Here is a 20,451-nt window from a genome sequence, read left to right as displayed (position 1 = left end):
AGGGCGGTCGCCAGGCGGGCTGGCCCCTTGGCCAGTTCGGCATCGGTGCGGGCCGCCGGGCGTCGTTCGCGGGCCTGCTCGTGCCCCGTGAGGATCTCTCCCCCGCGCAGCAACACCCCGGCCGCGCTCCCCTCGGGTCCGCAGACCAGGTTGAGGTTCCACCACATCCCATAGATGAAGTAGACGTACGCGTGCCCGCCGGGGCCGAACATGGAGGCGTTGCGACGGGTCCGTCCCCGGTAGGCGTGCGAGCCCGGGTCGAGCTCCCCCGCGTACGCCTCCACCTCGGTCAGGCGCACGGCGACGGGCCCGTGGGAGGTGCGGCGTACGAGGGTGCGGCCGAGGAGGTCGGGCGCGACCTCCAGCACGGGCCGGTCGAAGAAGAACCGCGGCAGGGGCGTCTCCGGGTCAGGTGTACGTGGCGTACCGTCGCGGCCGTCAGTCATGCGTCGGAGGCTACTGGACGGTTGCCGAGCGTCTGGAACCGTCGCCGTCCCCGTCGCGTTCGTACCTGACGAGCGTCACGCACAAACACGGGGGACGGGGAAACGTTCCCGGAGAGGACGAGCATGGGGTTCAAGAAGCTGATGGCCAGCATGGGCGCGGGGGGCGCCTCGGTCGAGACGGTGCTCACCGAGCCGAACGTCGTGCCGGGTGGCGTCGTGCAGGGTGAGGTCCGCATTCAAGGCGGGTCCGTGGAGCAGCAGGTCGAGGGCCTGTCCGTCGGTTTCCAGGCACAGGTCGAGGTCGAGGCCCAGGACACCGAGTACAAGCAGAACATCGAGTTCAACAAGCAGCGCCTGGGCGGCGCCTTCCAGGTTCAGCCCGGTGCGGTCCACGCGGTGCCCTTCAGCCTCGAAGTGCCGTGGGAGGCGCCGATCACCATGTTCATGGGCCGGCACCTGACCGGCATGCACATCGGCGTGGTCACGGAGCTGGAGATCGCGCGTGCCGTGGACTCCGGCGACCTCGACCCCGTGAACGTCCACCCGCTGCCCGCCCAGCAGGCCGTCCTGGACGCCTTCGGCGGGCTGGGCTTCCGCTTCAAGAGCGCCGACATGGAGCGCGGTCACATCCGCGGCACCCGGCAGCGGCTGCCCTTCTACCAGGAGATCGAGTTCTTCGCCCCGGAGCAGTACCGCGGTCTGAACGCGGTGGAGCTGAGCTTCGTGGCGGACCACCGCGAGATGGACGTCGTGCTGGAGATGGACAAGAAGCCGGGCCTGTTCAACGAGGGCGGCGACTCCTACCGCGCCTTCACGGTGGACCTGGCGAACTTCCAGCAGACCGACTGGACGGCCTACCTCAACCAGTGGCTGTCCGAGGTCGGGGGCAAGCGCAACTGGTTCTGAGCGGGTCCACTGCGGCACGTGGAGGAGGGGGCCGTCCTGCGGGCGGCCCCCTCCGTACGTTCATCCCAGGAGTGCGGCCAGCGGGGACTCCCGGACGGCCCAGTAGCCGGCGGCAGCGCCCATGACCTCGGTGGCGCTGTCGGCCTCCTGCGGGGCGGCGTACTGGAACTCGGGCCAGCCGCTGGCGAGGATCAGGTAGCCGCGGGGTTCGCCCAGCCACGACAGGTCCGTGAGCCGGTCGGCCAGGGCGTCCCAGTCGCCGTCCAGCGGTCCGTCGAGTTCCAGACCGTCGGCGCAGCGGGCGAGGAAGCCGGCGCGGTCGGTCACTCCGTCGAGGTCCACCACGGCGGCGTACCAGTCCTCCGCCTGTGCCTGGAGGATTGCGTCCGGGCCCACCGATGCGGTGCGGTACACGCCCGGTGGCACGGTTCCGTCGAAGAGGCCGCTCAGGCCGCCCTCGGGCAGTTCAGGCAGTTGTGCGGAGCTGGTCACTGATGCACCACCGTTGTGAGGTTGTCCTACTGGTAGAGGGGGTCGCGGCGGATCGCGCCCACCGGGCGGTGGGGAGCCGCCGAGCACTTTCGTAGCACCCGCACATGCTGTCAGCCTGCGGCTCGTCCGCTCGTTAGGCTGGCCGATGCAGCGATTCGCTCGATGAGGAGGATCTCGACGTGACCGAGCAGAAGCGGCGTCCGCTCCCGCACGACCATCACCCGCCGGTGGCCTCGTTCACCGTGACGAGTGACGACGTGTCGGAGGGGCAGCGGCTGAAGGCCGATCAGGTGTACTCCGGGGGCAACATCTCTCCCCACCTGCGCTGGGAGGGTTTCCCCGCGGGGACGAGCAGCTTCGCCGTCACCTGCTTCGACCCGGACGCACCGACCGGCAGCGGTTTCTGGCACTGGACGGTGTTCGACATTCCGGCGGACGTCACCGAACTGCCCGCGGGGGCGGGAACCGGCGACATGAAGGGTCTCCCCGAGGGCGCGGTGCACGTGCGGAACGACTACGGCACCCGGGACTTCGGTGGCGCCAACCCGCCGCCCGGCGACGGCCCGCACCGGTACGTGTTCACCGTGTACGCCGTGGAGGACGAGAAGCTGGGGGCGGACGCGGACGCGAGTCCGGCGGTGGTCGGCTTCAACCTGCGCTTCAAGGCGATCGGCCGGGCCCACATCGTCGGCGAGCACGAGGTGCCGGCCCAGGGCTGAGGCGGCCCTGCCGGAAATTGCGTTGCGCCCCGCGGCCCCGGAGCGCACTGTGGTCGCCGGGCAGTCGGCACCGCAGGCGCGGGGGCGGCGGGGCGCTCGTGTCTGCGCCCGTCGTCTGCCGGAGTCCGGCCGGGGGCCGGGCGACCGCGCCGGCTGCCCGCTCGCTTCCCGCTCACCCGCGCACGCCGACGGAGGGCCCCGGTCGTACGATCGGACGATGTCCTCCCCGTCACCCGCCGTCGCCTGGCTGTCCCCCGAGCGAGCCGCACCGTCTCCGCTGTGGGGGGCTTCGCTCGCCTCCGTGTCGCTGTGGCTGGTGCGCGTCTCCGATCATGTCCCCGCGCTCACGGAGGCTCCGGAGGTGCTTGACGCGCAGGAGCGCGCGCGTGTCGCCACTCTCGTCCGGCAGGAGGACCGCGACCGCTACGTCGTGGCGCACCTCGCGCTGCGGCGGCTGCTGGGCGGCGCGCTGAACGTCGCGCCCGCTGAGGTGGAAGTGCTGCGCGAACCGTGCGCCGGCTGCGGAGGCCCGCACGGCCGGCCCGTCGTGCGGGAACCCGGGGTGCACTTCTCTCTCTCGCACGCCGGGGACCTGGTGCTGCTGGGCTTCGCGGGGGTTCCCGTCGGGGTCGATGTGGAAGAGGTGCCCGACGCCGGGGCGGTGGCGGAGATGACGTCGTTCCTGCACCCCCGTGAGCGTGCGGAGCTCGCCGCACTGCCGGCCGGGGAGCGGCCGGAGGCGTTCGCCCGGTGCTGGACCCGCAAGGAGGCATACCTGAAGGCGACCGGTACGGGGCTCGTCGAGGACCCGTCGGTGACGTGCGTCGGCGCGGGCGGTGAGCCCGCCGAGCTCGGGGGCTGGCGTGTCACCGATCTGGAGGCGCCGGCCGCCGGTTACGCGGCGGCCTGCGCCGTGCGGCGGGAGAAGGGGTAGGGCGCGCGGTCGTCCGTACCGTCCGTCCGCCCCCCCTGGGGTGGGCGGACGGACGACGCGGCGCGTGGGTGCCGCCGTTCTCAGGCGCGGCTCGTCAGGTAGCCGCCCATGGAGGTGAAGTACTCGGTCGCGGGCAGTTCGCGGCCGTCCGCGGTCCGCACGCGGGTGAGGGCGAGGCCGTGGTTGCGGCCGGTGCGGGCGTCCGCGCCCGCGACGATCACCACGCCCTCCCCCTCGCGGTAGAAGATGCGGCCCGGCGTGCCGCCGTAGCGGCCCTCGGAGACGACGGCGGACACCACTTCGAGGCGCTTTCCCCGGTGGAAGGTGAACGCCGCCGGGTACGGGGCGGACTGGGCGCGGACGAGGCGCTCGAGATCGGCGGCGGGCCAGTTCCAGTCGATCCGGATGTCCTCCTCCGCACGCTTGTGGAAGAAGGTGGCCTGGGAGCGGTCCTGCTTGGTGAACTCGGCCTGTCCGGAGGCGATGAGGTCGAGGGCGCCGGTCGTGACGGGGGCGATGAGGTCGACGGTCTTGTGGAACAGGTCCGTGGCCGTGTCGGCCGCTTCCACGGTGACCGCGCGCTGCAGGACGATGTCACCGGCGTCGAGCTGCTCGTCCATCATGTGAGCGGTGACGCCGACTTCCGGCTCGCCATTGATGAGCGCCCAGATTAGCGGCGAGAAGCCGGCGTACTTGGGCAGCAGCGAGTCGTGGACGTTGAGCGTGCCGTGGCGGGGCAGGGTGTAGATACGCGGGGGTATCCACGTGCGCCAGTTGTTGGCCACGATGATGTCCGGGGCGGCGTCCTCGAGGCGCGCGAACAACTCGTCGTCGGGCCGGTTGCGGATGATCGTCGGAATGCCGTGTTCCTCGGCCAGGTCGGCGACCGAGTCGCTCCAGATCTTCTCGTAGGCGTGTTCGCTCTTGGGGTGCGTCACGACTGTCACGACGTCGTGCTCGGAGTCCAGGAGCGCTTGCAGCGTGCGGTGGCCCCAGGTCTGATAGCCGAACATGACGACCCGCATAGAGGTTCCTCCTCGAAGAGCGATGCAAACGGTCGACAAGTAAAGCAAGGCTTACCTTAGGGTGCAACGCGCCCCCGAACCAGGGCTGTTTACCATGCGACGCCCCAATAGTCCGCTTCGCCCCGTCGACACGGGGGTGAGATCAGGTTAGCTTTACCTAAGTTCGCTCGGCCGCCCGTCAACCGGCGTGCCCTGAGCGCCCCGTTCTCCACGCCTGACCGGCGGCTGTCCCGCACGATGGGAGTGACATGTCTCAGGTTCTTCCTGGTGACGCACCTGTGATCCACGACCTCATTGGCGTCGGCTTCGGGCCGTCCAACGTGGCCATGGCCCTTGCGCTCAGCGAGCACAACGCGCGCGTCGGCAGGACGGAGGCGGTCACCTCCCACTTCTTCGAGCGGCAGCCGCGCTTCGGCTGGCACCGCGGCATGCTGATCGACGACGCCACCATGCAGGTGTCCTACCTCAAGGACCTGGTGACGCTCCGGAACCCGGCGAGCGAGTACAGCTTCCTGTGCTTCCTGCAGAGCAAGGGACGGCTGATCGACTTCCTCAACCAGAAGACGATGTTCCCGCTGCGCGTCGAGTTCCACGAGTACCTGGAGTGGGCCGCGGCGAAGGTCGACGACATGGTCTCCTACGACCACGAGGTCGTGTCCGTCGAGCCCGTCGTGCGCGACGGCACGGTGCAGTACCTGGACGTGACGGCCCGTTCGGGGTCGGACGTGGTGGTCCACCGGGCACGCAACCTGGTACTCGGCACCGGCCTGCGGCCACAGATGCCCGACGGCGTCGCCCGCAGCGAGCGGATCTGGCACAACTCGGAACTACTGGGCCGGGTGAACGAGCTCGACGGCCGCCGGCCGTCCCGCTTCGTCGTGGTCGGCGCGGGGCAGAGCGCCGCCGAGAACGTGGCCTACCTCCACCGCCGCTTCCCCGAGGCCGAGGTCTGCGCCGTCTTCTCCCGCTACGGCTACAGCCCCGCCGACGACAGTAGCTTCGCCAACCGCATCTTCGACCCCGGCGCGGTGGACGACTACTTCGCCGCTCCCGACCCCGTCAAGCGCAAGCTGATGGACTACCACGGGAACACGAACTACTCGGTGGTCGACGTCGACCTCATCAGCGACCTGTACCGGCAGGCGTACCGGGAGAAGGTCCTCGGCACCGAACGCCTGCGCTTCCTCAACGTGTCCCGGCTCCTCGGGGTCGAGGAGGGGCCGGACGGCGTGCGCGCGACCGTCACCTCCATGGTCACCGGTGAGGAGACCGCACTGGAGGCGGACGTCGTCGTCTGCGCCACCGGCTACCGGCCCGCGGATCCGCTCGGCGTCCTCGGCGAGGTCGGCGACCTCTGCCGTCGGGACGAGCACGGCCGTGTCCGCGTCGAACGCGACTACCGCGTCGCCGCCGAGGACGCGTTGCGCTGCGGCATCTACCTTCAGGGCGGCACCGAGCACACACACGGCATCACCTCGTCCCTGCTGTCCAACACGGCTGTCCGCGTCGGTGAGATCCTCGACTCGCTCCTCGCCGCAGAGGTGAAGTCCGCTGAGGACGAGGCGCGCAACGTCGCCGACGAGGTCGGCTCCGCCCGGTAGGCTGTGCCCGGGCTCTGTCCGGCGCCGAGGAACGACACCGCACTCGAGGAGTCACCACACACATGAGCACGAACCCGTTCGAGGACCCGCAGGGCCGCTTCCTGGTCCTCGTCAACGACGAGGGCCAGCACTCGATGTGGCCCTCCTTCGCCGAGGTGCCCGCCGGATGGCGCACGGTCTTCGGCGAGGAGTCCCGCGACGCGTGCCAGGCGTACGTCGAGGAGCACTGGACAGACATGCGCCCGGCCGGCCTTGTGGCCCTGCAGCCCTGATGCTCTGCACGAGACTGACCAACGCACGGTTCCTCACCATGGATCCGGCCCGTCCCGTCGCCCACGACCTCGGCGTCTGGCGGGGCCGGATCGTGGGCCTCGACGAGGCGGTCACGGCGCTGCCCGCACGCGAGGTGGTCGACCTGCAGGGCGCCACGGTGCTCCCCGGGTTCATCGACAGCCACGTCCACCTGGCATGGGCGGGGCGGAGGGCGAGCACGCCGAACGTCGCACCGTGCGAGCGGGTCGAGGACGTGCTCGCCGTTGTGGCAGACGCGGCGGAGGCCGTCTCCCGCACGCGCGCGCCCGGCGCCTGGGTGGAGGTCGCCGGATACGACCAGCGCTCCCTCGGCCGGCACCTGACCGCGGGGGAACTGGACCGGGTCAGCCGGGGACACAAGGTGTTCCTGATGCACGACTCCGGGCACGCCTGCGTGGTCAACAGCGCCGTCCTGGACCTGCTACCGGCCGAAGTGCCCCACCAGGACGGCTTCCTGGCGGAGAGCGCCATGGCCGCCGCGCGCCGCCTGCGCCTCCCCTACTCGCAGGAGGAGATCGCCGACGCGATCGAGCACGCGGGCCGCACCTGCCGCGCCGAGGGCATCACCGCGTGCGCCGAGGCGGGCATCGGCGGTGGCCTGCTCGGTCACAGCCCCGTGGAGTTCGGCGCCTACCAGCTGCTGCGGGAGCAGGGGCGGCTGCCGCTGCGGGTCCAGCTGATGGCGGCGGCCGACACGCTGCGGCCACTGGCCGCGCACCCCGACGACGGCATCCCGCGTGCCATGGACCTCGGCGTACGCACCGGGTTGGGCGACGACTGGCTGTCCCTGGGCGCGCTCAAGGTCTACACCGACGGCGGCATGATGGCCCGCACGGCCGCGCTCACCGCCCCCTACGAGGGTTCCGACCACGACGGGCAGTTCCAGGACGACCCCGACCGTCTCTTCGACCTCATCGTGGACGGACATCTCGCCGGCTGGCAGCTCGCCGTCCACGCGATCGGCGACCGCGCCGCCGACCTGGCGCTGAACGCCCTGGAGTCGGCGCAGAGCCGCCGTCCGCGCCCCGATGCGCGTCACCGCATCGAACACGCCGGGCTGATCCGCCCCGATCAGCTCCCGCGCTTCGCGCGCCTCGCCGTCCATGCCGTGATTCAGCCGAACTTCCTGCGCTACTTCGGCGACGACTACGCGGCCGTGATGGGAGAGCGGCGCGCCCCGTGGCTGTACCGGGGCAGGGGATTCCTCGACCACGGGGTCCGGGTCGTCGGCAGCTCGGACCGGCCGGTCACCGACGGATCACCGCTGCGGGCCGTCCAGTTCATGGTCGAACGCGCCACGCTCTCGGGGCGGTCGGTCGGTCCGGACGAGGGCCTCACCGTCCACGAGGCCCTGTACGCCTACACGGTCGCCGGTGCGTACGCCTGCCGCTGGGAGGATCGCGCGGGCAGCCTCTCCCCCGGCAAGCGCGCCGACCTGGTCGTTCTCGGAGACGATCCTCACCGGGTCGACACCTCGCGCATCGGCGACATCGACGTGGTCGCCACCTACGTGGACGGCGTCGAGGCCCGGTAGGCACCCCGCAAGGGAACGGGGGCCACGCCCCCGAAGGCGGAGAAGAGCGCCGCCGGTCGCCACGACCGTGGCGACCGGCGGCTCCCGTCGTTCCGGTCAGGGCCGTGCCCGACGGCGACGGGCGGCCAGAGCGAGGCTTTCGAGCAGCGGCTCGGTACGGGACCAGCCCAGGCAGGCGTCGGTGACGCTGAGGTCCCGGCGGGCGATGTCGGCCGCGATGTCCTGCCGGCCGTCGGCCAGGTAGGACTCGATCATCACACCGACCAGGGCGGGGTCGCCGTCGGAGATCTGTGCGGCCACGTCGGCGACGACGGCGGGCTGGCGGTTGTGGTCCTTGCCGCTGTTGCCGTGCGAGGCGTCGACGACGATGCGTTCGGGCAGCCCGACCGCCGCGAGGGCGGCGCGGGCCTGTGCGACGTTCGCCCGGTCGTAGTTGGGGGTGGGCCCGCCGCGCAGCACCAGGTGGGTGTCAGGATTGCCGGTGCTGTGCAGCATGGTGAGGCGGCCGTCGGGAGACACCGCGGGGAGGGTGTGCTGGTGGGCTGCGGCCTGGAGGGCGGCCACGGCGGTGTCCAGGCGCCCGGAGACACAGTTCTTCATGCCGATCGGCATGGGGAGCCAGGACGCCAGGTGGCGGTGGGGCTGGCTGGCGACGGTGCGGGCGCCGATCGCGCCCCAGCTCACGGTGTCGGCGACGTAGGCGCTGAGGGCGGGGTCGACGAACTCGTAGGCCAGGGGCAGGCCGGTGGCGGCCGCTTCGGTCAGGAAGGACCGGCCGACGCGCAGGCCGGTGGACAGGTCGCTCTTCCCGTCCAGCCGCGGACTGGTGAGCAGGCCGGTCCAGCCCGCGACGGTGCGGGGCTTCTCCAGATAGGCGCGGAAGACGACGACCAGGTCGTCGGCGAGGCGCCGGGCGGCGGGAGCGAGCAGGTCCGCGTACTCCAGGGCCGCTTCGGGGTCGTGGACGGAGCACGGGCCGACGATCGCGAGCAGACGCGGGTCGCGGCCGGCCAGCACGTCGGCGACGGTCTCCCGGTGCTGCGCGACGGCCTTCTCGGTCGCCGCCGGCAGCGAGTGCGCGGCGGACAGGTCGGCCGGTGTGGGCAGGGGATGCATCACGGCTTCCTAGCGTGGGTTCGGGGCAGCCTGGTGGCCCCGGCGGCGGCGAGCAGGCAGAGGCCGAGCACCCACCAGAAGGTGTCGGCGAACGCCTGGTCGATGTCCGTGCTCCGGGCGGCCAGCCGGTCCTGCAGCACCACGGCGAGCGCCGCGGTGCCGACCGAACCGCCCACGGTGTTGAGCAGGTTGAGGGCTCCGGAGGCCCGGGGAAGGTGCTCGGGTTCGATGCGGCTGTAGACGATGTTCATCACCGGCGCGCCGATCATGGCCATGCCGAGGCCGCGGACCAGCAGCGCCGAGGCGAGCACGAGGTCCGGCAGCCCCTGGCCGAGCTGGGTGAACGGGACGGTGCCCGCGAGGACCAGCGCGATGCCGGTCACCACCAGCGTGCGCGGGGCCACCGCTTCGATGGTGCGGTTGACCAGCACCGATCCGGCGGCCGCGCCCACCCCTTGGGGTGCGAGCAACAGCCCGGCCTCCCAGGGCGACAGGCCCCGGCCGGTCTGGAAGTACAGCGGCAGCAGGAACGCCGTGCCGAATACCGACGCCCCCAGCACGAGCAGCGCCAGGGCGGCGGCGCCGAAAGGGGGCCGGGCGAACAGGCGGGGGTCGATGAGCGGGGTGCGGCGGGTGCGGAGCCCGTGCACCACGAAGCCCACGAGCATGGCCAGGCCGGCGGCGATCCCGACGGCCGCGGGGACGGTGCGGCCGTGTGCGACCTCGGTGAGCCCGAGGACGAGCACGGCCAGACCGGGCGAGAGCAGCACGGCCCCCCGCAGGTCGAACGCGGTCCGCCGGTCCGACGGAGGAACCGCCGGGACGTACCGGCGGGCCAGCAGTATCGCGACCGCGCCGATCGGCAGGTTGACCAGGAACAGCCACGGCCAGGGCGCCACATGCAGGATGGAGCCGCCGGCCAGCGGGCCGAGCACCGGGGAGAGCAGCGGGACGACCGCGACGATGCTGATGACCCGTCCGGTACGGCCGGGCCCGGCGACGCGGGCCAGGAGCGCCTGGCCGGTCGGCGGCAGCAGTCCCCCGCCGAGGCCCTGAATCACCCGGAACACGACGAGGCTGGTCGCTGACCAGGCGAGCGCGCACAGCACCGAGCCGAGCAGGAACACGCCGACCGCCACGAGCCAGATACGTCGCCCGCCGAAGCGGTCGGCCAGCCACCCGGACGCCGGGACGGCGGCGACGACGGCCAGCAGGTAGGCGGTGGTGACCCACTGGATGCCGGCGACGGAGGTGCCGAACTCCTCGGTCAGGGTGTCGATGCCGACGCTCACGATGGTCGCGTCCATGGTGGCCATGAACGTGCCGAGCACCAGGATGAACGCGACGCGCAGCAGCCGTCCGTCGACCCGTTCCGCCGGGGGAGCGGTCTTCTCGCTCATCGGCGCTCCAGGAGATCAGTGACGTCGATGTCCAGGTGGGCGCGCAGGGTGCGGAGCAGTTCGAGGAACTCTTCGGCGAGCCCGTCGGCCTCCACTCCGGCCCGGCGGGCGAGCACGCCGGTCCAGCCGGCGCCGTCCGGCATGACGGTCAGGGTCACCGGATGGTGGGTGGCCTCGCGGAACCGCATCCCGACGACGGTGAGCCCGGGGGCGGGTTCCCGCAGCCGGTCCGGGTCGACGGGGTAGTTCTCGAAGACCACCACGCTGTCGAACAGCCGCTGCCGGCCGGTCGCCCGCTCCACGTCGGGCAGGGCCACGTGGTGATGTTCGACCAGGGCCCGCTGCCGGGCCTGGAGGCCGGCGAGGGTCTCGGCGAGCGTGCCACGCAGCGTGGCCCGTACGGGCACGGTGTTGGCCAGCAGGCCGATGATCTCCTCGACCCCGTCCAGTTCCGGAGGGCGGCAGGCCACCATGGCGCCGAAGCAGACGTCGGTGTGCCCGGAGCGCCGGGCGAGCAGCAACGACCAGGCGCCCTGGAGGAGGGTGTTGCGGGTCAGCCCGCGCTCGGCGCCGAGGGCGGTGAGGTCGGCGACCAGCTCGGCGTCGAAGGCGATGACGTCGGGGTCCTGCCAGGCGGGGCCGGCGCCACCGGCGTCGCTCAGGTAGTTCCCCTCGGGCAGGCCGTCCAGTTCGGCGGCCCAGGCGCCGAGGTCGGGTTCGTGGTCGGTGCGCCAGCGCAGGTAGTCGGAGAACGGTACGGGGGCCGGGAGGTCCGGTGCCGTACCGCGCACGCGGGCGGTGTACAGGGCGAACAGTTCGGTGAGGATGCGGGGCGCCGACCAGCCGTCGGAGAGGACGTGATGGCTGGTCAGGACCAGGTCGGCGCGGTCGTGTCCGTGGCGGATCACGGTCAGCCGGACGAGGGGTCCCGAAGTGAGGTCGAACCCTTCGGCCAGGTCTGCGGCCAGCACCTCGTCGGCCGGCCCGTCGGTCACGCGGCAGTCCGGCCGCGGCGCCTCGGGGATCACCGCCAGGTCGGCGGGGAAGACGGCGCCCAGGTTCGGGTGGCGGGCCAGCAGGTCCGCGCCGGCGGCGTGCAGGGCGTCGACGTCGAGCGGTCCGGCGAGGGAGAACGTCGACTGCACCGTGTACGGGTCGGGGCGTTCGCTGCGGGAGTGCCGCAGCATCACCTCCTGCAGCGGCGTGAGTGGTTGCACCTCGGCGGCGGGACGGTCGCCGTCGAGGGCCCTGATCTCCGGTGCGGCGGCGACGCGTCGGAGCGCGGTCCGCAGGTGCTCGGCCAGGCCGGCGATCTCGTCGGCGGTGAACAGCGCTGACGGCCAGGTGATCCGGACCCCGAGCGCGTCGTCGCGCACCAGGGCGTTGACCATGAGGCCGTGCGGCAGGGGCATGGCGTCGGAGCCTCCCGAGCCGAGCGGGTCGGCGTCCGGCGGCGCCTGCCACGGCGTCTCTCGTTCCGGGACGCCGGGGTACTGGCCGAGGTAGTTCCAGGCGATCTCAGGTCGCACGGGGTCGAGCAGACCGGCCGTGGTGAGGATGCCGTGGCCGAGGCAGTCGCCCTGGGCGCGCAGGCGCCGGGCGACGGCCTTGACGTCGTCGCCCGCATCGAGCCGCACCGGGTGGACGGCGGTGAACCAGCCGACGGTCTGCGACAGATCGACCTGCGGTGGGCGGCCATGGCTCTCCATCGCGACGAGCAGGTCCGGCGTCCCGCGCCAGGCACGGACGGCCTGGACGAGCGCGGTGAGCAGCGGGGCGTCCGGGGTGGTGCGGTAGGCGGCGGGCAGGGTCGTGACGAGGGCGCGCGTGGCGTCGGCGTCGAGGGCGATCTCGTGGTGGAGGGCGGTGGCCACGGTGTCCCGGGCGGGGTCGAGCGGCCCGGTGAGCGACGGCGTGGGGGTCATCTGCCGCCAGTGCGGCAGTTCGGCCCGCCGGTCGGCGTCGCGCAGCGAGCGCGCCCAGCCGAGAAACGACTGCCCGTGGCGGGCCAACGTCCCGCCCGCGTGGGCGTGTTCGAGGTCGTCCAGCAGGACGCGCCAGGACACGCCGTCGACGACGAGGTGGTGGGCGACGAGGACGAGGCGGCCGGGCCGCTCCGGCCCGGCGTCGACCCACACCGCGCGCAGCAGCGGGCCGGTGCGCGGGTCCATCGTCGCCCGGACCCGGTCGGTCAGGGAGTCGGTCAGGGCGCGGAGGTCGTCCGTGGCCCGGGCGCAGGTCAGCACGTCGGCGGCGGTGACGGCGCCGGCCGGCGGGACGCGCAGGGCGTCGTCAGTCAGATGCGCGCGGAGCACGTCGTGCCGGGCCAGCACGGCGTCCAGCACGGTCCGCCAGGTCGCCTCGTCGCCGCCGGGCGGCACGCAGACCTCCACCCACTGGCAGAAGCCGTCCGCGGCGGGCCCGGCCCGGTCGAGCAGGTCCCGCATGAGCGGTGTCAGCGGCGCGTCGCCGACGGCCGGCACGTCGTCGCCGTCGAGGGCGCGTGCGCGGGCGGCGATGCCGGCGACGGTCTCGCCCTCGAAGACGTCGCGGGCGGTCAGGCCGAACCCCCGGCGGCGGGCCCGGGAGACGACCTGAAGCGAGACGATGCTGTCGCCGCCGATGGTGAAGAAGTCGTCGTCGGGGCCGATGTCGTCGGTGCCCAGGATGTCCCGGAAGACGGCCAGCAGCGCTTCCTCGGCCCCGGTTGCGGGTGCGCGGCGCGGGGCGGCGGCGCTCTCGGGGTCGGGCAGCGCGGCGGGGTCGAGCTTGCCGCTGGGACTCAGCGGCAGGTGGTCGACCGGGACGAGAACGGTCGGCACCATGTGGTCCGGCAGCTCCGCGGCGAGGTACTCCCGTACGCCTGCCACGTCCAGGTCGGCGTCGTCGGTCGGGATGACGTAGCCGACGAGCCTGCCTTCCCTCAGGATCACGGCGCAGGCGCGGACGTCGGGGTGGCGGGTGAGGGTGGTCTCGATCTCGCCGAGTTCGACCCGGAAGCCGCGGACCTTGATCTGGTGGTCGGCACGTCCTAGGAAGACCAGTTGCCCGTCGGGGCGCCACCGCACCAGGTCGCCGGTGCGGTACATCCGCGTCCCCGGAGGGCCGAACGGGTCGGCCACGAACGCAGCGGCGGTCAGGCCGGGGCGTCCGATGTAGCCGCGGGCCAGGCTCGGTCCGGCGAGGTACAGCTCGCCCGTCACGCCGACGCCGACGGGCTGGAGTCCGCCGTCGAGAACGTAGGCGCGGACGTTGGGGTCGGGGCGGCCGATCGGCAGCGGGCCGGGGTCGTCCGGGTCGTAGTGCCAGGTCACGGAGTTGATGGTGACCTCGGTGGGTCCGTAGGCGTTGAAGAGCGCGCGGCGGCCCACGCCCCAGCGCCGCGCCAGCTCGGGGTCGAGGCGCTCGGCGCCGACGACGAAGAAGACGTCGGGGCCGACCGTGCGGTCGTCCGGCATGGCGGCGAGGAACGACGGCAGCAGGTTCACTCCGGTGACGCGGTGTTCGACGATGTAGTCGAGGAGTTCGTCGCCGGGGACGCGCACCTCCTCCGGCGCGATCACGGAGGTGCCGCCGGAGAGCAGCGGCACCATGGTCTGCCAGAAGGCGACGTCGAAGCTGGTAGTCGCGAAGTGCAGGTACCGGTCGTGCTCGGTGACGCCGACGACCTCCTCCTGGAGAGCGATGAGGTCGGGCACGCCGCGGTGCGTGACGCCGACGCCCTTGGGGCGCCCGGTGGTGCCGGAGGTGTAGATGACGTACGCGAGCGCGTCCTCGTTGAGGTGGGCGCGCGCCTGCGCCGGGTCGGTGTCCGGTGCGGACGCGAGGGTGTCCGGGTCGTCCAGGCGCAGCACCGGCAGCGCACGTCCGGTGGGCGGTTCGGCGCCGGTCGACAGGACGGCGGCCGGGGCGATGTCGTCGATCATGTAGGCCAGCCGCTCCTGCGGGTAGGCGGGGTCCATGGGCACGTAGACGGCGCCCGCCTTGGCGACGCCGAACAGCGCCACCGTCATCTCGACGTCGCGTCCGACGAGAACGGCGACGGGGTCCTGGGGCCGCACGCCGTGGGCGATGAGGGTGTGGGCGAGCCGGTTGGCCTGCCGGTCCAGTTCGGCGTAGCCGAGGCTGCGGTCGCGGCAGACCAGGGCTTCCGCGTCGGGCTTGCGGCGCACCCAGCCGGCGAACTCCTCCAGCCAGTGGCCGCGTTCCTTCGCGGAGACGATCTCGGTGCCGGTGCGCAGGACGCGCTCCCGCTCCTCGGCGTCGAGGACGGGCAGGCCGACGGCGGGACGCGCCGGGTCGTCGACGATCTCCCGCAGGAGGTGGTGCAGCCAGCGGGCGTAGTCGCGCACGGTCTGCTCGGTGAAGGCGTGCGGCTGGTAGCCGAGCCCGAGCGTGATCTCGTCCTCCGGGATCACGATGACGGTCAGCGCGTAGTGCGTGGCGTCGGTGATGTCCACTCCGGCGAGGTCCAGTCCGGGGGCGAGGGGGGTGCGCTTCCGGCTGGAGAGCGGGAAGTTCTCCATCACCAGCATGGTGTCGAAGAGTTCGCCGACCCCGGAGTTGCGCTGGATCTCGGGCAGGCCGACGTAGTGGTGCTCGGCCAGGGTGACGCTCTCGTCGTGCACCCGGGCCATCACCTCGCGCACGGTCTCGTCCTGCGCGTGCCGGATGCGGACCGGGATGGTGGTGCCGAGCTGGCCGATCATCGAGCCGATGCCGTCCACCTCGGCGGGCCGTCCCGAGACGGGACAGCCGAACACGACGTCGCGGCGTCCGGTGAGCTTGCCGAGCAGCAGGCCGTAGGCGGTCTGGAGCACGGTCGTCAGCGTGACGCCCTGCTCGCGGGCGAAGGCGCGGAGCCGGTCGCTGAACTCCCGTCCGAGGCCGGTGGTGACGCGTCCGGGCCGCTCGACGGCGGTCTCGGTGGTCGCGGGTGCGAGGCGGGTCGCGTCGTCCACGCCCGCCAGCGCGTCGCGCCACGCGGTCAGGGAGGCGTCCCGGTCCCGCCCTGCGAGCCAGCGGAAGTACTCCGACAGCGGGGGGCCGGCGGGCACGGCGGGGCCGCCGGCGAGTTCGGCGTAGAGGGCGAGGAGCGTGCGGCCGACCAGCGGCATCGACCAGCCGTCGAGCAGGGCGTGGTGGTTGGTGATCACCAGCTTGTGCTCGGCGGGTCCTGTGCGGGACAGCAGGAAGCGGATCAGCGGGGGCTTCGCCGGGTCGAACGGGCGGGACAGTTCGGCGCGGGCGGCCTCCGGGAAGCGGTCGTCCTGAGTCCACTCCAGGGTGACGTCGGCCGGGATCACCTGCACCACGTCGTCGCCGACCGGGGCGAGGTGGACGCGCAGCGCGGGGTGACGGCGCAGCAGTTCCCGTGCTGCCTCGGCCATCAGGTCGGGGTCCAGCGTTCCGGCGAGGGTGGTCACGGCCTGCACGACGTACACGTCGGTGTCCTGGTCGTCGCGGACCAGGGTGTGGAACGACAGCCCGACCTGGAGGGGCGTGGCGGGCAGAACGTCGGCGACGGGGCCGGTGCGTTCGAGGGTGTCGATCGCGGCCTGGTCGAGGGCGACCAGGGGCAGGTCGGACGGGGTGAGGCCGCCGGCGGTGTGCCGGGCGTGGTCGGCCAGGGTCTCCAGCGCGGCGGCCCATGCCGTCTGGAGGTCGCCGACCGCGTCGGGGCCGAGCACCTCGCCGGCGGCGGTCCACTCGACGGCGAGGCGGGGCGCGCCCTCCTCGTGGACGAAGCAGTTGAGGGCCAGGACCTGTTCCAGCGCCTTGGCGTCCGGCTCGGTCACGGAGAAGGCGTCCTCCCCCGGGAGCCGCCAGCCGGGGGCGGGCGTGTCGGAGAACCGGCCGAGGTAGTTGAGCAGGACGTCCGGGGGCGGTGCGGCCGCCAGTTCGGGCCCGGCCGACGGGTCGAGGTGGCGCAGGACGCCGTAGCCGACGCCCGCGTCGGGAACGCCGCGCTTGGCCTCCTTGGCGGCGCGCAGCACCTGGCGGGTGCCGCCGGAGGCGGGGACGCGCAGCGGGTACTCACTGGTGAACCAGCCGACGGTGCGGGACAGGTCGAGGTGTTCGCGGCCGTGGCCCTCCATGGTGATGGTCGTGGCGTCGCCGGTCAGGCCGAGGTCGCGGAGGGCGAGGACGAGTGCGGCGAGCAGCACCTCGTCGACGCCGGCGCGGTAGGCGGCGGGGAGGGTGGTCAGCAGGGCGTCGGTGACCTCCGGGGAGGCGACGGTGACCGACCGGCGCGCGGTGGCGACGGTGTCGCGGGTCTGGTCCAGGGGGCGGGCGCCGAGGCGTGGGGCGCTCTCCAACGCGGCCCGCCAGTAGGGCAGTTCGTCCCGACGGGCGCCGGACTCCCCCTGCTCGGCGAGGGTCGTGGCGTGCCGCCGCCACGACGTGCCGACCGGGGCGAGGGTGCCGCCGGTGCAGGCCGTGTGGAGGTCGGGCAGCAGGATGCGCCAGGACACGCCGTCCATGGCGAGGTGGTGGACGACGACGACCAGCCGGTCCGGGGCGCCCTCGCCGGTCCGGACGAGGGTGACGCGCAGCAGGTCGCCCGTGCGCGGGTCGAGTTCAGCGGCCAGGTCGCCTGCCAGGGCCGCGACGTCCTGGTCGTGGACCTCGCGGACGACGGCCGGGACGGAGCCGGCGGGGAGCACGTCGAGACCATCGCCGGCCCGCAGGCGCAGTGCGTCGTGGTGGTCGAGAACGGCCCGGACGCCCGAGGCCAGCGCGTCGTGGGCGAGTCCGTCGACACGGAGGGCGGTCCACTGGGCGTAGCCAGCGACGACGTCCACGTCGGGGTGCGGGTCGAGGAGGGCGCGGACGATCGGCGGCGCGGGGACCGGTCCGGTCGGTTCGTCGGCGGGCTCCGGGGGGTCCTGCACCGGGGTGGCGGATGCGGCCAGGGCGGCGAAGCTGCAGTTCGCCAGCAGGTCGCGTGGGCGCAGCTGGAGGCCGCGGGCGCGGAGCCTGCTGCTGACGGTGATGGCGGTGATGCTGTCGCCTCCGAGGGAGAAGAAGTCGTCGTCGACTCCGACCTGTTCGGCCTCGAACACCTCGGCGAGGACGGCGCACAGCTGCCGTTCGGTCTCGGTGCTCGGCGCCCTTCCCCCGGTGGTGGCCGCCGGTGCGGGCAGGGCGGCGCGGTCGAGCTTGCCGTTGGGGGTGACCGGCAGAGCGTCGAGCACGACCACGGCGGCGGGCACCAGGTGCTCGGGCAGGCGCGCGGCGAGGTGGGCGCGAACGGTCTCCGGCGTGGCGGAGGAGGAGACGACCCAGCCGACCAGACGTGCGGACCGGACGGCGGCGGCCGCCGCCGTGACGGAGGGCACCGCGCCGAGCGCGGCCTCGACCTCGCCGATCTCCACCCGGTGGCCGCGGACCTTGACCTGTCCGTCGCTGCGGCCGAGGTACTCCAGACCGCGTCCGGGCACCCAGCGGGCGGTGTCGCCGGTGCGGTACATCCGGTCGCCGGGGGGGCCGTACGGGTCGGCGACGAACCGGTCGGCGGTCGCGCCGGGCATGCCGAGGTAGCCGCGGGCCAGGTGCGGGCCGGCGAGGTAGAGCTCGCCCGCGGTGCCGTGCGGCACGGGCTGGAGCGCGTTGTCCAGGACGTAGGCGCGGGTGCCCGCGAGCGGCCGTCCGATCGTCGGCTCCTCGCCGGTGATCCTCGCGGTGGTGCCGTCGACCGTCGCCTCGGTCGGGCCGTACATGTTGCGGGCGGTGACACCCGCTTCGGCGACCCGGCGCCACAGGGCGGGGGATGTGGCCTCGCCGCCCAGGACCAGCAGCGCCGGCCGCAGGTCCAGCAGGCCGCCGTCGAGAAGCGGCACGGCCATGGACGGTGTGGTGTCCACGACGTCGATGCCGTCGCGGGCGTACGCGGCGAGGAGAGCGTCGGCGTCGCGGGCGGTCTCCGCGTCGTAGACGTGCAGTTCGTGTCCGCACAGCAGCCAGACCAGGTGGTCGCATGCGGAGTCGAAGGCGAACGAGTAGGTGTGGGCGACGCGCAGGCGCCGGCCCGCGTCCCGTTCGGCCTCGGCGACGACGGTGGCCCGCTGGTGGTGCAGCAGCGCGGCGAGTCCTCCGGTGCGCACGAGTACACCCTTGGGGCGTCCGGTCGATCCGGAGGTGTGGATGACGTAGGCGAGGTGGTCGGGGTGCCGGGGAGCGGCCAGTTCGCCGTCGTGCAGCGGCGCGCCGGGCAGTCCGGCCGCCTCGTCGAGCAGCGTGCGCCAGGGCAGGCCGTCGATCGTGCCGTCCGTCAGCACCAGCGCGGGGCTCGTGTCGGCGACGAGTTCACGCAGCCGCTCGCAGGGGTGCGTGACGTCCAGGGGCTGGAACGCGGCGCCCGCGTCGAGCACCGCGAGCAGGGCGACCACCATGTCGGCGGAGCGTGGCAGGGCCAGGGCCACGACGTCGTCGGGGCCGATGCCGCGGGCACGCAGGGCGCGGGCCAGCCGGTGCACCCGGCCGGCCAGTTCGCCGGCGGACAGTCGGTCCTCCCCGCAGACGAGGGCGGTGTCCCCGGGCCGGGCGGCGGCCGCCGCGTCGAACGCGGCGGGCACGTCGAGCGGGGTGCCGGGCAGGGCGGGCGGGGTCCAGTCGGCCGGCAGCCGTCCGCCCTTGCCGGTGAGGGGGATGCGTCCCACGGGCAGGCCGTCGGTCAGCCCTGCCAGCAGGGCCCGCAGGCCGGTCAGCTTGCCGTCGACGGTGGTCTGGTCGTTGGTGCGGGCGTCGACCTCGAAGCCGAGCAGCAGGCCGCCGTCACGCGTGGGGAGTACGCTCAGGCCCATGTCCTCGGGCGGGCCGCCCGCGACGTTGCGCATCACTCCGGTGGCGCCGGCGAAGTCAATCGCCAGGTCGAAGGCCTTGAGGTTGATGCCGCGTCCGTGCAGCAGCGCGCCCGCGCCCGGGGCGCCGAGGTCGCGGGGCAGGTCCTCGCCCCGGTAGCGCTGGTGCTCGCGCATCTCGCGCATGGCGGCGGCTACGCGCCGGCCGAGGGCACCGAGGTCGTCCCCGCCTCGGACGGTCGTCCGCAGCGGCAGCACGTTCACGGCCATGGCAGGGGTGCGCAGTTCGGCGGAGCCGGCACGGCACATCAGCGGGAGGGCGAACACCACGTCGGTGTGGCCCAGCATGCGGTGGAGGAAGGCGGCGTAGCAGGCGATCAGCGCCTCGCCCCAGGTGACGCCCTCGCGTTCGGCGTACGCGCGCAGTCGTGCCGTCTCGTCGGGCGTGACGACGGCACGGGCGGTCAGAGTGCGGTCGGGCGGTCCGGCGGCGCTGCCGGTGTCGCCGAGGTCGGGCAGCGGGGTGAAGCGGTCGACCCAGTAGGCGCGGTCCTCGGCGAATCGCTCGCCGTCGCGGTAGGCACGGTCGCCTGCGACGATGTCGGCGAACGAGCCGAAGGGGCTCTTGGGTGCCTCGGTCCCGCGCACCAGCGCGGTGTAGCGGGCGGCAGTGCGGCGGGCCAGCATCGCGGCGCTGTAGCCGTCGAAGACCAGATGGTGGCCGAGCTGGGTGTACCAGACCTCCCGGTCGGACAGGCGGATGACGGTGCGCGCGTACAGCGGCCGGTCCACCATCTCCCGGCACGCCTCACCGGCCCGTGCCCGTTCGGCTTCGACCAGGGCGTGGGCGGCGGCCGACGGGTCGGCCGCCGCTTGGACGTCGACGACCTCGGGCGGCGCGACGGGAGTGTCGTCGATCGTCTGCCGCGGCCCATCCGGGGTGTCGTGGAACCGCAGCCGCAGGCTCTCGGCCTCCTCGGTGGTGGCCCGGACGGCTTCGACCAGCGCGTCCACGTCGACCGGCTCGGTGCCCGCTATCTCCACCACGTCGCCGACGAGGTAGAAGGGCGAGTCCGGCTCCAGACGCTGCGCGTTCCAGATCCCGGTCTGGGCGCTGGTCAGGGCGAGCAGCCCGTCCGGGGACGCGGGTGAGGCGCTCAAC

The 20,451-nt window shown here is 73.2% G+C and carries 12 protein-coding genes (1 of these 12 running past the window's edge); 6 read left to right on the top strand and 6 right to left on the bottom strand.

Annotated features, from left to right (window positions below):
- Positions 1-446 carry the 5' portion of a DNA-3-methyladenine glycosylase gene (locus tag E4198_RS22725; RefSeq protein WP_136184793.1) on the bottom strand. Its footprint begins 223 nt before the window's first position, so only the first 446 of its 669 coding nucleotides appear in the window; its start codon is at positions 444-446; its stop codon lies beyond the left edge, outside the window.
- Between the two features lie 123 nt (positions 447-569).
- Between E4198_RS22725 and E4198_RS22720 the strand changes: the two genes are divergently transcribed.
- Entirely contained in the window at positions 570-1,352 is a 783-nt protein-coding gene (locus E4198_RS22720; protein WP_136184792.1) for a sporulation protein, read from the top strand.
- A gap of 60 nt (positions 1,353-1,412) precedes the next feature.
- Here E4198_RS22720 and E4198_RS22715 read toward each other — a convergent pair whose 3' ends face one another.
- The gene (locus tag E4198_RS22715; protein ID WP_136184791.1) at positions 1,413-1,844 is read right to left on the bottom strand and encodes a barstar family protein; all 432 of its coding nucleotides are present in this window, start codon (positions 1,842-1,844) and stop codon (positions 1,413-1,415) included.
- 179 nt (positions 1,845-2,023) lie between these two features.
- Here E4198_RS22715 and E4198_RS22710 point away from each other — a divergent pair, with 179 nt between their 5' ends.
- Together E4198_RS22710 and E4198_RS22705 are read left to right on the top strand one after the other, a co-directional pair.
- On the top strand, positions 2,024-2,563 hold the full coding sequence (locus E4198_RS22710) for a YbhB/YbcL family Raf kinase inhibitor-like protein (protein ID WP_136184790.1): 540 nt from the start codon (positions 2,024-2,026) through the stop codon (positions 2,561-2,563).
- A gap of 217 nt (positions 2,564-2,780) precedes the next feature.
- Positions 2,781-3,497, top strand: a complete 717-nt coding sequence (locus E4198_RS22705; RefSeq protein WP_136184789.1) for a 4'-phosphopantetheinyl transferase superfamily protein — start codon at positions 2,781-2,783, stop codon at positions 3,495-3,497.
- A gap of 80 nt (positions 3,498-3,577) precedes the next feature.
- Here the strand turns inward: E4198_RS22705 and E4198_RS22700 are convergent, their stop codons facing one another.
- Positions 3,578-4,522, bottom strand: coding sequence for a methionyl-tRNA formyltransferase (locus tag E4198_RS22700; protein ID WP_136184788.1), 945 nt, complete (start codon positions 4,520-4,522; stop codon positions 3,578-3,580).
- Positions 4,523-4,770: 248 nt separating this feature from the next.
- On the opposite strand from E4198_RS22700, the gene E4198_RS22695 reads away from it, so the two are divergent.
- The 3 genes from E4198_RS22695 to E4198_RS22685 all read left to right on the top strand — a co-directional run bounded on the left by E4198_RS22695 (position 4,771) and on the right by E4198_RS22685 (position 7,969).
- Positions 4,771-6,123: a SidA/IucD/PvdA family monooxygenase gene (locus tag E4198_RS22695; protein ID WP_136184787.1), complete on the top strand. Its 1,353-nt coding sequence runs from the start codon at positions 4,771-4,773 to the stop codon at positions 6,121-6,123.
- A 62-nt stretch (positions 6,124-6,185) separates the two neighbouring features.
- Positions 6,186-6,395, top strand: coding sequence for an MbtH family protein (locus tag E4198_RS22690; protein WP_136184786.1), 210 nt, complete (start codon positions 6,186-6,188; stop codon positions 6,393-6,395).
- Positions 6,395-7,969 (top strand): amidohydrolase, encoded by a 1,575-nt coding sequence (locus tag E4198_RS22685; RefSeq protein ID WP_136184785.1) that lies wholly within the window; start codon positions 6,395-6,397, stop codon positions 7,967-7,969. The genes E4198_RS22690 and E4198_RS22685 overlap by 1 nt, the downstream gene beginning before the upstream one ends.
- Before the next feature lie 96 nt (positions 7,970-8,065).
- On the opposite strand, the gene E4198_RS22680 is transcribed toward E4198_RS22685, so the two are convergent.
- The 3 genes from E4198_RS22680 to E4198_RS22670 are packed head-to-tail and all read right to left on the bottom strand — an operon-like array spanning position 8,066 to position 20,450.
- Positions 8,066-9,085: a 3-deoxy-7-phosphoheptulonate synthase gene (locus E4198_RS22680; RefSeq protein WP_136184784.1), complete on the bottom strand. Its 1,020-nt coding sequence runs from the start codon at positions 9,083-9,085 to the stop codon at positions 8,066-8,068.
- Positions 9,085-10,485: an MDR family MFS transporter gene (locus E4198_RS22675; RefSeq protein WP_136184783.1), complete on the bottom strand. Its 1,401-nt coding sequence runs from the start codon at positions 10,483-10,485 to the stop codon at positions 9,085-9,087. Before E4198_RS22675 ends, E4198_RS22680 begins: the two co-directional genes overlap by 1 nt.
- Positions 10,482-20,450 (bottom strand): non-ribosomal peptide synthetase, encoded by a 9,969-nt coding sequence (locus tag E4198_RS22670; RefSeq protein ID WP_136184782.1) that lies wholly within the window; start codon positions 20,448-20,450, stop codon positions 10,482-10,484. Before E4198_RS22670 ends, E4198_RS22675 begins: the two co-directional genes overlap by 4 nt.
- Position 20,451 lies beyond the last annotated feature (1 nt).

It is taken from the genome of Streptomyces sp. RKND-216, assembly GCF_004795255.1.
Taxonomy (GTDB): Bacteria; Actinomycetota; Actinomycetes; order Streptomycetales; family Streptomycetaceae; genus Streptomyces; species Streptomyces hazeniae.
This window is presented reverse-complemented; position numbering and strand designations above follow the sequence as displayed.

What these genes read in the sequence shown, in the direction of transcription:
- E4198_RS22720 (WP_136184792.1), top strand. Translation starts at nt 570, where the DNA reads ATGGGGTTCAAGAAGCTGATGGCCAGCATGGGCGCGGGGGGCGCCTCG.
- E4198_RS22705 (WP_136184789.1), top strand. Translation starts at nt 2,781, where the DNA reads ATGTCCTCCCCGTCACCCGCCGTCGCCTGGCTGTCCCCCGAGCGAGCC.
- E4198_RS22700 (WP_136184788.1), bottom strand. Translation starts at nt 4,522, where the DNA reads ATGCGGGTCGTCATGTTCGGCTATCAGACCTGGGGCCACCGCACGCTG.
- E4198_RS22695 (WP_136184787.1), top strand. Translation starts at nt 4,771, where the DNA reads ATGTCTCAGGTTCTTCCTGGTGACGCACCTGTGATCCACGACCTCATT.
- E4198_RS22690 (WP_136184786.1), top strand. Translation starts at nt 6,186, where the DNA reads ATGAGCACGAACCCGTTCGAGGACCCGCAGGGCCGCTTCCTGGTCCTC.
- E4198_RS22685 (WP_136184785.1), top strand. Translation starts at nt 6,395, where the DNA reads ATGCTCTGCACGAGACTGACCAACGCACGGTTCCTCACCATGGATCCG.
- E4198_RS22680 (WP_136184784.1), bottom strand. Translation starts at nt 9,085, where the DNA reads ATGCATCCCCTGCCCACACCGGCCGACCTGTCCGCCGCGCACTCGCTG.
- E4198_RS22675 (WP_136184783.1), bottom strand. Translation starts at nt 10,485, where the DNA reads ATGAGCGAGAAGACCGCTCCCCCGGCGGAACGGGTCGACGGACGGCTG.